13 protein-coding genes are annotated in these 13,684 nt (G+C 72.6%); 5 read left to right on the plus strand and 8 right to left on the minus strand.

Annotated elements, in window-relative coordinates; translation table 11 throughout:
- Positions 1-15: 15 nt before the first annotated feature.
- The 3 genes from IF00_RS0120090 to IF00_RS0120100 are packed head-to-tail and all read right to left on the minus strand — an operon-like array spanning position 16 to position 3,728.
- On the minus strand, positions 16-822 hold the full coding sequence (locus IF00_RS0120090) for a phosphatase PAP2 family protein (RefSeq protein ID WP_051820506.1): 807 nt from the start codon (positions 820-822) through the stop codon (positions 16-18).
- A gap of 43 nt (positions 823-865) precedes the next feature.
- Positions 866-1,843, minus strand: a complete 978-nt coding sequence (locus tag IF00_RS0120095; RefSeq protein WP_030319910.1) for a YihY/virulence factor BrkB family protein — start codon at positions 1,841-1,843, stop codon at positions 866-868.
- Positions 1,809-3,728: a bifunctional phosphatase PAP2/diacylglycerol kinase family protein gene (locus IF00_RS0120100; RefSeq protein ID WP_051820507.1), complete on the minus strand. Its 1,920-nt coding sequence runs from the start codon at positions 3,726-3,728 to the stop codon at positions 1,809-1,811. The genes IF00_RS0120095 and IF00_RS0120100 overlap by 35 nt, the downstream gene beginning before the upstream one ends.
- Positions 3,729-3,861: 133 nt before the next feature.
- Between IF00_RS0120100 and IF00_RS0120105 the strand changes: the two genes are divergently transcribed.
- The gene (locus IF00_RS0120105; protein WP_051820520.1) at positions 3,862-4,785 is read left to right on the plus strand and encodes a YihY/virulence factor BrkB family protein; all 924 of its coding nucleotides are present in this window, start codon (positions 3,862-3,864) and stop codon (positions 4,783-4,785) included.
- On the opposite strand, the gene IF00_RS0120110 is transcribed toward IF00_RS0120105, so the two are convergent.
- The 3 genes from IF00_RS0120110 to IF00_RS0120120 form a co-directional block, all read right to left on the minus strand.
- Positions 4,776-5,993 carry a phospholipase D-like domain-containing protein gene (locus IF00_RS0120110; protein ID WP_051820508.1) on the minus strand — a complete coding sequence of 406 codons (1,218 nt, stop codon included), beginning with the start codon at positions 5,991-5,993 and terminating at the stop codon, positions 4,776-4,778. The genes IF00_RS0120105 and IF00_RS0120110 overlap by 10 nt on opposite strands.
- Positions 5,994-6,264: 271 nt before the next feature.
- Positions 6,265-7,173 (minus strand): NAD-dependent protein deacetylase, encoded by a 909-nt coding sequence (locus IF00_RS0120115; protein ID WP_030319917.1) that lies wholly within the window; start codon positions 7,171-7,173, stop codon positions 6,265-6,267.
- 255 nt (positions 7,174-7,428) lie between these two features.
- On the minus strand, positions 7,429-8,043 hold the full coding sequence (locus tag IF00_RS0120120; RefSeq protein ID WP_030319918.1) for a TIGR03086 family metal-binding protein: 615 nt from the start codon (positions 8,041-8,043) through the stop codon (positions 7,429-7,431).
- Positions 8,044-8,105: 62 nt separating this feature from the next.
- Between IF00_RS0120120 and IF00_RS0120125 the strand changes: the two genes are divergently transcribed.
- Positions 8,106-9,062 (plus strand): helix-turn-helix transcriptional regulator, encoded by a 957-nt coding sequence (locus tag IF00_RS0120125; protein WP_037638703.1) that lies wholly within the window; start codon positions 8,106-8,108, stop codon positions 9,060-9,062.
- A 290-nt stretch (positions 9,063-9,352) separates the two neighbouring features.
- Here IF00_RS0120125 and IF00_RS0120130 read toward each other — a convergent pair whose 3' ends face one another.
- Positions 9,353-9,844 carry a DUF6326 family protein gene (locus IF00_RS0120130; RefSeq protein ID WP_030319922.1) on the minus strand — a complete coding sequence of 164 codons (492 nt, stop codon included), beginning with the start codon at positions 9,842-9,844 and terminating at the stop codon, positions 9,353-9,355.
- Between the two features lie 166 nt (positions 9,845-10,010).
- Between IF00_RS0120130 and IF00_RS0120135 the strand changes: the two genes are divergently transcribed.
- From IF00_RS0120135 to IF00_RS0120145, 3 genes are all read left to right on the plus strand, one after another.
- Positions 10,011-11,153: a sensor histidine kinase gene (locus tag IF00_RS0120135; protein ID WP_030319923.1), complete on the plus strand. Its 1,143-nt coding sequence runs from the start codon at positions 10,011-10,013 to the stop codon at positions 11,151-11,153.
- The gene (locus IF00_RS0120140) at positions 11,150-11,806 is read left to right on the plus strand and encodes a response regulator (RefSeq protein ID WP_030319925.1); all 657 of its coding nucleotides are present in this window, start codon (positions 11,150-11,152) and stop codon (positions 11,804-11,806) included. The genes IF00_RS0120135 and IF00_RS0120140 overlap by 4 nt, the downstream gene beginning before the upstream one ends.
- Before the next feature lie 237 nt (positions 11,807-12,043).
- Positions 12,044-12,751, plus strand: a complete 708-nt coding sequence (locus IF00_RS0120145) for a response regulator transcription factor (protein ID WP_030319927.1) — start codon at positions 12,044-12,046, stop codon at positions 12,749-12,751.
- 8 nt (positions 12,752-12,759) lie between these two features.
- Here the strand turns inward: IF00_RS0120145 and IF00_RS45735 are convergent, their stop codons facing one another.
- Entirely contained in the window at positions 12,760-13,572 is an 813-nt protein-coding gene (locus tag IF00_RS45735; RefSeq protein WP_051820509.1) for a CAP domain-containing protein, read from the minus strand.
- Positions 13,573-13,684: the final 112 nt, after the last annotated feature.

Raw genomic sequence — 13,684 nt, forward strand, 5'->3', positions numbered from 1 at the left:
CGGGCCGATCCCGCCTCACCGGGAGCCGGTCCGGCTCGCCGGCTCCGGGGAGTCCGTCGCGATCTCGGGCTCCAGGCCCTCGGCGGGGGTGGTGCGGGAGCGGCCGATGTCGACGCGCCATCCTTCGAAGGCGAGCGTGGTCGCGGTCACCACCGCCAGTCCCAGCAGCCAGCCCCCGACCACGTCGCTCACCCAGTGCACCCCGAGCGCGACGCGCGTGTAGCTCACCCCGAGCACCGCCACCGTCGCCAGGAGCCACGGCAGCGGCCGCCAGGGGCGCGGGACCAGGGGAAGCAGGACCAGCAACAGAACGGCACACGAGGTGGTGGCCGTCATGGCGTGCCCGGACGGGAAGGAGAAGCCGGGCGCGTGGGCGACGGGATCCGGCAGGTGTGGACGGGCCCGCTCGACCACGTTCTTGACCAGCAGCCCCATCAACCCGCCGGCGGTCGCGGTGACGGCCGCCCAGGCGGCGAGCCGGAACGCCCGCCGCCGCAGGAGCCACACCACCACACCTGCCACCAGGAGCCGCATCGTCACCGGCCCCCACGCGACGTGCGTGAAGAAGTCGAGCACCCGTACCAAGGCCGGACTGCCGAGTGCGGAACGGTGCAGCCGATCGGCCACGTCCTGGTCGAGGCGGTACAGCGGAGCCCAACGCGACTCCACCAGCACCAGGGCGAGGGAGAACGGGACGGCGGCGAGGGCAGTGAGGGCCGCACCCACCAGCAGCCGCGCGCCGAACCTCGTGTCGGGCCCGCCGTGGCCGGTCACGAGCCGTCCGAGACGGTGCCGCCAGGTCCGGGTGGAACGTTCGGTCATCGTCGTACGGTTCCTTTCCGTCGGGGGGTGGCCGGGAGGTCGGTCAGACCCCTGGGTCCTCGGTGATCGGCGTCGCCACCCCCGCTCGTACGGCCTCCAGCTGGGCGGCGAAGGAAAGCCCGAGGAACAGCGCGAGCGAGGTGAGGTACGACCACAACAGCAGCGCCACGAACGCGCTCAACGGTCCGTACACGGCGGTGAACGAACCTTCGGAACCGACGTACAGGCTCAGCGCCCAGGTCGCGCCCAGCCACAGGAGCAGATGGACGGTGGCGCCGAAGGCGAGCCAGGTGTAGCCCGGTTGGGCGCGCCTGGGCGACCGGCGGAAGACGGCACTGGTGGCGATCACCGCCAGCAGGATCCCCACGGGCCAGCGCAGCACGTCCCAGGCGCGGGATGTGGACGGGTCCAGGTGGTAGACCTCGATCAGGGCCTGGCTCAGGTCGGATCCGAGGACGGTGACGCAGAAGCTCAGTCCGAGGGGCACCCCGGCCAGCACTGCCATCACCAGCCCGCGGGCGTACTTGTGAAGGAACGGCCGGTCGCGCTCCACGCCGTATATGCGGTTCGCGCCCCGCTCCACCTGGCACATGCCCGTGGTGACGTTCGCGACGGAGAAGAGCAGGCCGAGCCACAGGGCCACCGCGCCGCCCTCTCCGGCGTGCCGTCGGCTCTCCTGCAGCGCGTCGTCCACCACTCCCTGGCTCGGACCGCTGATCCGGCGGATCGTCAGCTCGGCGATGCGCCCGACGTCCTCGGTGTGCAGCACTCCGGACAGTCCGATGACGGCGATGGCCATCGGCAGGATCGCCAGGACGGTCTGCAGGGCGAGGGCCCGGGAGTGGCTGAACCCGTCGGCGTACCGGAAGCGCACGAAGGAGTCCCGTACGAGGGCCCAGCCTCCGTAGTGGCGGAGCGCTGCCCAGGCCTCCTCACCCGACAGGGCGTCTCCCTGCTGACGCAGTTCGGCCTCGACGGCCCTGACCTCACTGCGCTGCGGTACGCGCGTCGCGGTGCCCACGGCCTCCTCCTTCCCGTCCGGCCCCGGCCGGGGCCTCCGACCCCGCCGGGGTGCCTGCCTGTGCCGGGATGTCCGACGCCACGTGGGTGCTTGCTCCCGTCGGCGCGCCTGTCCGGGCCGGGGTGGTGTCCGTGTCGGTGTCCGTGTCCGTGTCCGTCAGGGCGTCTGCCCGGGCCCGGGTGCCGGTTCCCCTCGGGCCGTCCGCCGGCGCGGAGGCCGGCAGGCACACCCGCAGCGCCGCCGGCTCGACGTCCGCGGTCAGCCAGGTGCCCTCGGGGAAGGCGTCACCGTCGATCTCGCGCGGCTGCGGCCGGGCGAAGCGGAGGTCGATCCGGGCCGCGCCGAAGTACTCCAGGGCGCCGTGCGCGCGGGACCGCTCCCGCGTGCCGGACGCACGGTGCCGCCGTCCGCCCGGTGCGCGCGAGGCGAGGTACCCGGCTGCGGCGAGCCAGCCGGTGACCCCGCGCGGATCGAGCAGGACGACCTCCAGGCTGCCGCTGTCGGGTCGGGCCTCCGGAAGGAGCGGCAGCCCGCCCTGGAGGGTTCCGACGTTGCCGATGACGACCATGCGGGCCCGGCGCTCCAACGGGGCGCCCCCGTCCAGCCGGATCGACAGCCGCATCCGGGCGTCGGCCAGATGCCGTAGGGCCGAGACCACGTACGCGGCCCAGCCCAGGCTCTCCTTGAGCCGTGCGGAGGTGTCGCGGACCATGGCGGCGTCGAACCCCGCACCCGCCATGACCGCGAACCGGGTCGGTGCGATCCCGTCGCCCCGTATGCGTCCCACGTCGAGTCCGACGACCTGCCCGCGGAGAGCCTCCCGCAGAGCGGGCACGGGCTCGGTCGGCAGCCGCAGGTTCCGGGCGAGGAGGTTCCCGGTGCCGCAGGGGACGATCGCCAGAGGGACCCCGGTCCCGGCCACCACGTCCGCGCAGGCGCGTACGGTGCCGTCGCCGCCGCAGACGACGACCAGATCGGTGTCCCGTCCCGCATCGGTGTCCGGTCCTTCATCCGTGTCGGTGTCCCGCTCTCCGAGGTGTTCGGCCAGGGCACCGGACGGATCCCCGACCGTGGTCTCCGTCCACCGCTGCTCCGCGAAACCGTGGTCGCGCAGCAGCGTCCGTACCCGGGTTGCGGTCGCCTCGTCGCACGCGCGCGGGTGGCGCACCACCACGGCCCGTCGGGCGCCGTGGGCGGACGGTTCCGGAGCGGGCGGTGCCGCCTCCTTGCGGGAGCGCGGCAGCAGGGCGGCCGCCACGAGGGCCAGTGTGCAGGCGCCGTTCAGCAGCCCTGCCACCACGTCGGACGTGTGGTGCATGCCGCGGTACACCCGTGAGTACGCGACGAACAGCGGGATCACGAGGAGCAGCCCCACCGTGAGGTGTCGCCGGAAGCCGTGCAGCCGCCGGGACGCGAGGACGGCGAGCCCTCCGAAGAGGGCGACGGAGGCGCCGACGTGGCCGGAGGGGAAGCCGGATGTCGGCGGCGCCGGGTCCACGTGGGGTACGTCGGGGCGTTCGCGGTCCACGACGAGGGTGACCAGCAGGAAGACGGCGGACTGCGCGGCCACCGCCACGGCGAGGAATGCCGCCTCACGCCATGGGGGCACCCGGGGCACCAGGAGCAGGACCAGCGTGCACACGAGGGTGAGGGCGATCACGCTCTCCGTGCCCGCCAGCAGGGACGCCACGTCGGTGAGCGCGGTGACGAAGGGGGTGCGACGGTCGGCGAGGGCATCGTTGACGCCGTCCTCCGCCGACAACGGCCAGTGGTGCGCGAGGGGCCCGGTGAGCAGCAGCCCCACCCCGGCGACCACGGCCGTCTGCACGGGCAGCAGAAGGAGCAGGCGAACCCGCCCGGCACCCGCCTCATGTGTGTTCGTCATTGAGGCCGTGTTACCTGCCGGACGTGGGTCATGCGCGCGGCGGGACGATTCGAACGTGACCAGGGCCTCGCGCCATCATGGACGACGCTGGCCTCCGGTGGATGAGAGCGGTGACACCGGGCAGGAAGGCACCGTGACATCGACCCTGCGCCGCACGCACCAGAAGACTCCGGGAGACCGGCTCGTCCAACCGCTGAGGCGGGGACGCTCGAACCTACGGACCACCGCCGTACGCCTCTGGGACGACAACGTCGCGGACTCCGCCGCAGCACTCACCTACTACGCGGTGCTGGCGCTCGTGCCCGCCCTGCTCGTCTCGGTCTCCCTGGTGGGACTGGCCGGGACCGACACCCGCGAGCATCTGATCCGCGACCTCACGTCCTACGTCCCTCCGCAGTCGGCCCAGGTGCTTCGGGAGGCCCTGGAGGGCGTCACCTCGGCGCCCTCCTCCCTGTGGGCACTGCTCGTCAGCGGTGTCCTGAGCGCGCTGTGGTCGGCCTCCAGCTACCTGGCGGTCTTCCGTCGCGCCCTGCACGCGATGCACAGGCTGCCCGACACGCGGCCGCCGCTGCGCGCGGCGCACGTCCTCGTGCTCACCGCCTGCGCGCTGCTGGGCCTGCTCGTCGCGGGCGCCGCCGGCCTCGTCGCGACCGGTCCCGTGGCCCGTCAGCTCGCCGCGGCCGTCGGCCACTCGAGCACGGCCGCCATCGCCGTGCTGCGTTGGCCCGTGTTGCTGGTGATCGTCACGGCGCTGATCCTCATCCTCTACCGGACCGGGCCCGTCCAGGCCCGGGGCGCGCGCCGGGGGTTCCCGGGCGGTGCGCTGGCGGCCTTCCTGTGGCTCAGCGCTTCGGCGCTGTTCACCGTCTACACACAGTTCGGGACCTACAGCCGCCTCTACGGTTCCCTGGCGGGGGCCGTCGTGTTCCTCGTGTGGCTGTGGTTCAGCAATCTGGCCCTGCTCACCGGCGCGCAGTTCAACGCGGTGCTCGCCCAGGCCGGTGAACGGACCGGTGAGGCGCCGGCGAACGCCGGGACCGCCTCCTCCTACAGGTAGCGGCGGATGGGGAGCACCGCGGTCTCCCGTGCGCGCTGCAGCAGCGAGCGCCGCTTCCAGCGGTCCGGCCGGATCAGTTCGCTGACCTTGAGGTCCTCGTCGTAGTGCGCGTCGAGGGAGGCCGTGAACTCGGTGTCCATGACGGCGAGCATGACCTCCTCGTCGTGGTCGAGGGAGCGGCGGTTGAAGTTCGTGGAGCCGATGAGGGACACCACGCCGTCCATGGTGATGATCTTCGCGTGCATCATGGTCGGCTGGTACTGGTGGATGCGCACGCCGCAGGCGGTCAGCGCCTCGTAGCGGTGCTGTCCCGCCAGCTGGCACACCCGCTTGTCGGTGTGAGGGCCGGGCAGCAGGATCTCGACGTCCACGCCTCGGCGGGCCGTGGCGCAGAGCAGTTCGATGAAGTAGTCGTCGGGGGCGAAGTAGGCCGTCGCCAGCCGGATGCGTTCCTCGGCGGATTCGAGGATCACGCGCATCAGGGTCTGCATGTCCTGCCAGCCGAAGCTGGCCGAGCCGCGGACCACCTGCACGATGGCGTTCCCGCTCGGGCGGTGGCTGACGAACCGGTCCCGCTCGTCGAACAGTTCCGTATGGCATTCGGCCCAGTTCTGGGCGAAGGCGGCGGCGATACCGTCCACGGCGGGGCCCTGGACCTCGACGTGCGTGTCCCGCCACTCGTGGGAGTTGCGCGCGTCTCCACACCATTCCTCGGCGATCCCGACGCCTCCGGTGAAGGCGGTCTGCTCGTCGACCACGAGGACCTTGCGGTGGCAGCGGTGGTTCTGCTTGAGCGGCGAGAGGTAGAGAGGCTTGCGGAACCAGGCGACCTCGACTCCGGCTTCGCTCATCCGGTCCAGCAGGTCCCGCTCTATCAGGCGGCTGCCGAAACCGTCGAGCAGCAGCCTCACCCGTACACCCGCACGCGCCCGGTCGGACAGGGCCTCGGCGAAACGCCGCGCGATGTCGCCCCGCCAGTAGACGAAGGTCATCATGTCGACGGTGTGACGGGCGCCGGCGACCGCGTCCAGCATCGCAGCGAAGATCTCGTCCCCGTTGCGCAGCGGGCGCACGGCGTTGCCCTCGGTCGCCGCGACGCCGATGAGTCTTTCCAGGCGCCGGCGTATGCGGTGGATCCGTTCGTCTGTCGGGCCGCTGTCGGCGGTCACGGTCGTTGCACCGCCGAGCGGCGACTCCCTGTCGGGCATACCGGTACTCCTCAGTCGGGGGCCATGGGGCGCTCAGGACCATATCCGACGGCGTCCGGCACCCGCGGCCTGATCCATCGGAGCCGGTCGGGGCGCGCGCTCGTCCCTGTCTCTGCCCCACCCGAGCACGGCAGGCGTGCAGCATCCTCACCGCTCACCGCTCAGGCTGACACCCGGCCCGGTCCCGTGTTCATCGCGGGCCGTCCCTGCCCTGCCGCCGCCCGGCGAGGACTGGCAGGTGAGCACCTCATGGCCCTCGCCCCTCGCGATCTCACCCCGCCACCTGACCGTCGACGAGGTCGTCGGGGATGTCCAGCCGGCCGGCCACGGTGGTGAGTGCCGCCCCCAGAGGCAGGGCCACCCGCGTGACCGCGTGCCGGTCGCCCCGGGTCGGGTCCCGGTTGACGATCAGCACCGGCTTTCCGGCCTGGGCCGCCTGGCGGACGAACCGGAGCCCGCTCATCACGGTGAGGGACGACCCCAGAACCAGCAGCGAGGCCGCCTGACGTACCAGCTCACGGCAGCGCTCGACCCGCTGCGGCGGAACCGCTTCGCCGAAGAACACCACGTCGGGTTTGAGGGTGCCCCCGCAGACATCGCAGGGCACCACCTGGAAGTCGCCGACCTGTTCGTCGGTGAGGTCGGCGTCACCGTCCGGGTTGATTCCGGCCGCCACCGGCTCGAAGCCCGCGTTCGCCTCCTCCAGCCGGCGGGCGAGCTCGCGGCGCGGACTGAAGGCACCGCAGGAGAGACAGACCACCCGCTCCAGGCTTCCGTGCAGTTCCACGACGCCCTCGCTGCCGGCCGACTGGTGCAGGCCGTCGACGTTCTGGGTGATCACTCCCGCGAGCAGGCCGTGCCGCCCGAAGGCGGCCACCGCCCCGTGCCCGGCGTTGGGACGTGCGCGGCCGAAGGTACGCCAGCCGAGGTGGCTGCGCGCCCAGTACCGGCGACGCGCCAGGGCGTCGGCGGTGAATTCCTGGTAGGTCATCGGGGTGTGCCGGCTCAGGCTTCCGCCCTCGCCCCGGTAGTCGGGAATGCCTGACTCCGTGGAGATGCCCGCCCCGCTGAGCACCAGGACACCTCCGGCGCTCAGTGCGTCGGCGACCGGCGCCAGACTGGTGGTGCCCGGCAGCAGGTCCTCGGTGGGGGTCCAGCTCAGAGTGGGGCGCATACGCATGCCACCAGGGTACGGAGCCGACGCCCCCACCCGCCTTCACCGCGGAGGCGCGTGGTCCACAGCGCACCTCGGAGGGCATGGTCCACAGCGCGCCGCGGAAGCGCCGCTCTCCGTGATCGGGCCGCTGTGTCCTCCGCGATCCGCCGGCGGTGGGGCGCGGGCACCAGAGCGGTCCAGCGTCGTGTCACCGTCCTGCCCGAACGTGCGGGGGGTACGGCCCCGGCACTGGGGCCGCACCCCTGTTTCCGATGCCGGCTACGGCTTGCGCCCGCACCACGCGACGAGGCGGTCGATGGCCGGCGCGTCCGCGGCGACGTCCACCGCGGCTCCGAACGGCGCACCGTCGCGCGGCCCGGTGGGCAGCCCGCGCCTCATGGCGGCGTACGAGATCGCCACGAGCTCGGGGTCCCAGTCCGGGTGCTGACCCGTAGCGGTGGCCATGTCCCAGGTGTGCACGGTGAATTCCGAGGTCCAGACGGCCGCCGCGGCAGCACCCGGAACACTGCCGAACGGCAGGGTCAGCGTCCTTCCCAGGATCTCGGGATCCGCCCACGCCGCCTCGACGTCACGCACCGCGGCGTCCCACGCCTCCTGCCATGCGGTGTCCGGGAGGTCGTCGGCGACCGTGGGGAGGCTCGTCACGTCGCCGCCGCGCCCGGCCAGGGCGATCCGGCGCAGCACGGCGACGAGGTGCCCGGCCAGCCGCCGGACGGTGAATTCGGTGCAGGGCGTGGGCCCGTCCAACTGCTCGGGCCGGACGGCGGCGACGGTACGTCCGGCCAGCGCGACGGCCTTCAGCAGGCCCTGGCGAGGGTCGCCGGTGGTGTCGGGGGTGACAGTGGTCTGCGGGGTGTTCTCGGTGTGCGTCATGACCTCATCCTGGAAGCTGAACAGGTCATCTCCTGGCCACTTTCCGGAAGAGAATGATCGGCATGAGAGCCGATCGCCTGGTGGCAACCCTGCTGTTCCTGCAAACACGTCCTCGTGTGACCGTGGCCGAGGTCGCCGCCGAGCTCGAGGTGTCGCCACGGACCGCACGCCGCGACCTGGAGGCCCTGTCCACGGCGGGCATCCCGGTCTACTCGCAGCGTGGCCGCGGCGGCGGGTGGTCGTTGGTCGGCGGCGCTCGTACGGACCTCACCGGGTTGACCTCCGAGGAGATCAGGGCGCTGTTCCTGCTCGCGGGCCCTTCGTCGACCACGCCCGAACTCCGTACGGCATTGCGCAAGTTGGTACGTGCGCTGCCCGCGCCGCTGCGTTCGGGCGCCGAGGCCGCCTCGCGGGCCGGCCTGACCGACGGCACGGACTGGTCGCGCGCCGACGTCACGGCCACGGGGCCGCACCTCGATGTGCTCCGGCGGGCCGTGGTGGACGGGATCCAGGTGCGGCTCGGGTACGCGGGGCCCGGCAAGCCCGTCGGAGTGCGCACCGTTCATCCGCTCGGGCTCGTGGCCAAGGCGGGGCGCGACTACCTCGTCGCCGGGACGGAGCAGGGCCTGCGGACCTTCCGGCTCAGCCGGGTCGCCTCGGTCGAGGCGACCGGTGAGCCCGTCGTACGGCCGGACGGCTTCGACCTCCCCACGGTCTGGCGTTCGTTCGCCGCGCGGTTGGAGCAGCGGCTGTACGCGACGACGGTTCGGGCCCGGGCGGAGCCGGGTGCCATGGCGATCCTGGAGCGGCTGTTCGACGGACGCCTCCACGTCGGTCCGGTGCTCCCCGACGGGTGGACGGAGATACGGGTCGACGGGCCGACGCCGGAGGTCGTCGCGACACAGCTGGCCGGGCTTGGGGCACGTATCGAGGTGCTGGACCCGCCGGAGGCAAGGGAGCGGCTCGCACGTCTGGCGGTGGAACTGGCCGGTGTGTACGGCCCTCCGGAATCGTGCTGAGCGGGAGGGAGCGCGCCGGCGCACCGGGCAGGCCCACGAACCGCGACCGCCGTGGCGGGCGTCGTACGGTGCCCGGGGGCGGACTTTGCGGGCCTGGTACGTCGGCTCGCCTTCTCGTGTCGACGAATACGGTGGGCCTGCGCGCTCATCCGTCAACCTGACCTGCCGGTAGGGGCCTTGGGAAGGCCCCTACGCGACGTCCCAGTGGTCGTTGGTGTCCCACCGCCAGGCGGCCCCCACCGCGGCACCGAGGCACATGGCTCCGAACCGGACGGGGACTGCTCCTGGGCTCACGCTTGCTGCTGGGCGCGAAGGGTGTCACGGTCCGGGCTGGTCGCCGTCGTCGCCGACGGTGTGGTGCGGGGCCAGGTCCAGGCGTACCGCAGGATGAGGGCGAGAACGATCACTTCCAGCGCGACGCCGAGGCCGTAGAAGTACGTCCAGGACTCGCCCAGCGCGTTGAACGCCGCGAAGGGGACCTGTACCGAGGCCACGATGAGGTTCGTGATGCGGTTCGCCCGGGCGGGCAGCGTCATCGACAGCACGACCATGAGGACCGGGATCGCCATGAGGACGAGGAAGGTGGTGAACAACGTCTGGCTGATGGTGAACTCCCAGACGATGCCGGCCTCGATGTCCTCGATGACGCCGGGCTTGAAGAAGGCGAGAATGTCCACGTAGACGTACAGGAACATGAAGCTCGTCCACGCTGCGGCGAGCTTGGCTCTCACCGGGATCCGCTGGTCTTCCAGTGCGGTCGTGGTGGGTTGACGCGTTCTCATCGTGGGCTCCGTTGTCGTGGCGAGTGGGGACTGGTAGGCCCACGATCGCCGAGCCCGGCGGCGGGCACATCGGCGTCGAGGCCGGACCCGCGTCGGCCGTTCGGAGGAGCGGCGACTCGTTCTTTCGGTCGGTCCCCGATGCCTCGGCGGTCCCTAAGCTGGGTGTGTGACCACCTACGCCCTGAGCTCACTGTGGGCCGAGCCCCGCGCCATGGACGCTCCCGAACGGGTATCGCGCGACTGGGTGCTGGTCGGGGTGGTGATGGTGACGGCGCTGCTCGAAGGAGGCCTCCGCGACGACGTCGCCTGGCGGCCGTTTGCGACGATCGTGGCGGTCGGACTTGCGCCGGTGCTGCTGTGGCGGCGCACCCACCCGTTGGCCTGCGTCGTGGTGGCCTTCGGCACCGCGATGGCGTTGGGACTGGCGAGCCTGCTGGGCGGGGCCCCGAGCGTGGGCCTCGACACGATGATCTACCTCCTGGTGTTCGTCTACGCGCTGGTCCGCTGGGGCTCAGGGCGCGAGATCACGATCGGGCTGGCGGTGGTGGCAGTCGCTGCCGGAATCGGCACGGTCGCCGACTACACCGGACCGGCCCAGGCCATCGGCGGGTTCGCCGTCCTGGCTGCGGCGGCGACGGACGGAGCGGCGTTCCGCTACCGCGCAGAGAGCTGGCGCCGGGCGTTGGAGCAGAGCCGCAGCCAGGAACGGGTCGGCCTCGCTCGCGAGCTGCACGACATCGTCGGGCACCACGTCTCGGCGATCGCCGTGCAGGCGCAGGCGGGCCGGGCGATGGCCGGGCAGCGGCCTGAAGCGGCGCTCGAGGCGCTGGTGGTCATCGAAGGGGAAGCGTCGCGGACGCTCGCGGAGATGCGGGCGATGGTCCGGGTGCTGCGCGACGGAGCGCCGGCGGAGTGCGCGCCCCAGCCCGGCGTTGCCGACCTGGTGTCCCTCGCCCGACGCGCCCCGGTCCCGGTCGTCGACGTAGAGTTGCCAGAGGACATGAGCGAACTTCCGCCCCAGGTCGACGCGGCGGTCTACCGGCTGGCGCAAGAGGCGCTGACCAACGCCCTGAGGCACGCCCGCAACGCCTCGCGTGTGGAGATCCGGGTCGTAGAGAGCGCGGGAAGGCTGCGACTGCGCGTGACCGACGACGGACAGATCGACCCGGCACGGACGGCGAACCACGGCTTCGGGCTGCTGGGGATGACCGAGCGCGTGCAGCTGCTCGGCGGCACGCTGCGTGCCGGACCGGCGCCGGAGGGCGGGTGGACGGTCGACGCCCAAATGCCGACGAAGGTACGCCGATGACGGTACGGGTGCTGGTGGCCGACGACCAAGATCTGGTGCGCACCGGCCTGTCGATGATCCTTGACGCGCAGCCCGACATCGAGGTCGTCGGCCAGGCCGCCGACGGCCACGCCGCCGTCGAGCTGGCGCATCGGCTCCGCCCCGACGTGTGCCTGGTCGACATCCAGATGCCCGGGCTCGACGGCATCGAGGTGACCAAGCTCCTCGCAGGGCGGGGCGTCCCGGACCCGATCGCGGTCGTGGTGATCACGACGTTCGACCTCGACGAGTACGTCCACGGCGCGCTCCGGGCCGGCGCCCGAGGCTTTCTACTCAAGGACGCCGGGCCGGCGCTGCTCGTCCAGGCCGTCCATGCCGCCGCCGTCGGCGATGCCCTGATCGCGCCGAACGTCACCCGGCGGCTGTTGGCCACCCTCGCCGCCAGGGAACCGTCGAGCCGACGGACCCAGCCGATCGAGCCGCTCACCGAACGCGAGGAGGAGGTGCTGACGCTGGTCGCCCGTGGCCGCACGAACGCCGAGATCGCCGCCGAGCTGTTCATCGGCTTGACGACCGCCAAGACCCACGTCGCCAGCCTGCTGACCAAGATCGGCGCCCGGAACAGGGTCGAGATCGCGATGTGGGCGTACGACACCGGCCGGGTGGGGGCCTGATCCCGGCTCCACCGCGCGGTAGTCGGTCTGTGGACGCGAATCGACAAGCGGTGCCTGCTGAGCTGGGATGACGGGAGTTCCTACGCCAAGGCCGCGAAGGGGACCGCGGCGATCTCGGCCTGGTCGCCCGGGCGACCACACACGGGGCCGCGGCAGGGGCGACACGCAGCCCCGCCGGGAATCGGGGCCCGGTGAGGGCTGTCCGGATGGCGGACGGCCGGTTGTAGGGTGTCCGCCATGCCCTGCGTACTCGTGGTCGAAGACGACCCCAGCATCCGTGCCTCGCTGATGGAGATCCTCGCGGAGCACGGCCATGCGGTGCGCAGCACGGGCGATGGGTTCGGCGCGCTGCGCGAGGTCGCGCAGGGCTCGCTGGACGCGGTGGTGCTGGACCTCGGCCTGCCCGATCTCGACGGCGGCGACGCGCTCCGCATGATCCGCGGGATATCGAACGTGCCCGTGGTGGTCGCGACCGCCCGCGACGACGAGAGCGAGATCGTCAAGCTCCTGAACGCGGGCGCCGACGACTACCTCGTCAAACCGTTCTCCGGGGCGCAGCTCCTGGCCCGGCTCTCGGCGGTGCTGCGACGCACCGCGGTCCCCGCCTCGGTCGCCGGGCAGGCCCCACCGGCCGATCCTTCGAGTCTGGTGACGGTCGGTGAGCTGACCGTGGATCCGCCGGCGCGCTCGGCCTATCTGGCGGGGCGTGAACTGGTCCTCACGCGCCGGGAGTTCGACCTGCTGGCCTTTCTCGCCCGGCACGCCGGCACGGTGGTGTCCCGGCACCGGCTGCTGGCGGAGGTCTGGCAGGAGGCCTACATCGAGGACCAGACCATCGATGTGCACGTGTCGGCGCTGCGCCGCAAGCTCGGCGAGCGGGCCTCGGCACCGCGCTATCTGCGCACCGTGCGCGGGGTGGGCATCAAGCTGGTGGCGCCGCACTGAGGAGGGGCTCAGGAGGGAGTGCCGAAGTCCTGGGTCCACCAGGGGCCTCCGTCGGTGCTGACGCCGACGCCGATCTCGGTGAAGCCGCAGTTGAGGATGTTGGCCCGGTGGCCGGGGCTGTGCATCCAGGCGTCCATGACGGCGGCCGCGTCGGCCTGTCCCTTGGCTATGTTCTCGCCGGACCGTGACCAGGTGTATCCGGCCGCCTCGATGCGGTCCTGCGGCTGGGAGCCGTCGGTTCCCGTGTGGGAGAAGTTGCCGGTGGCGGCCATGTCGTCGGTGTACTCCTGGGCCGCCTCGGTGAGGTCGGCGTCGACCGTCAGGGCCTTGCAGCCCGCCGCGGCGCGTTCGACGTTCACGAGGCGGACGACCTCCTCGGCCGCGCCGCCGCCCGCCGGGCGCGCACCGCTGTCGGGCTCGGTGGTCGGCGGCTTCGCGGTGGCCGGGGGCGCGGGCCTGGGCTTCCGCGCGCCCTGGGACGCGGAAGGTCGGGCCGCCCTGGTGGTGGCCGAGGGCGGTGGGGTGGCCGAGCGGGTCGTCGGCGTGGCGGAGAGGGTCGTCAGGGTGTGCGGGGCGGCCGGCGGGGACGTCGGTGCGGTCGGCGGTGCGGTGGTCGGCGGCCCGGTGGTCGGCGTCGGGTCGGGCGTGTCGCCGCCCATGGCGACGGACTCGGCCTTGTCGTGCGCGGAGCCGGCGAGTTCGGCGCCCGCCAGACAGGCGGCGGCGACGGCCAGGACACTGAGGCCCGCCACGGTGGCTGTGACGCGCGGGCGACGCGGGGCGCGGTGTCCGCGACGTCCGTGGGCGGCTCGGGAGCTCATCTCGGTTTCCCTTCAAGGGGTTCGGTTCCGGGGGGGGCGGTTCCGGGGTGTACGGGCCGGGTGGCGGGACCATGGGCCGGGCCCGGCGGGGCGCGGCGGCGCGGCGCGGCCG

The sequence above is a fragment of the Streptomyces flavochromogenes genome (assembly GCF_000717595.1).
In the GTDB taxonomy this organism is placed as follows: Bacteria; Actinomycetota; Actinomycetes; order Streptomycetales; family Streptomycetaceae; genus Streptomyces; species Streptomyces flavochromogenes.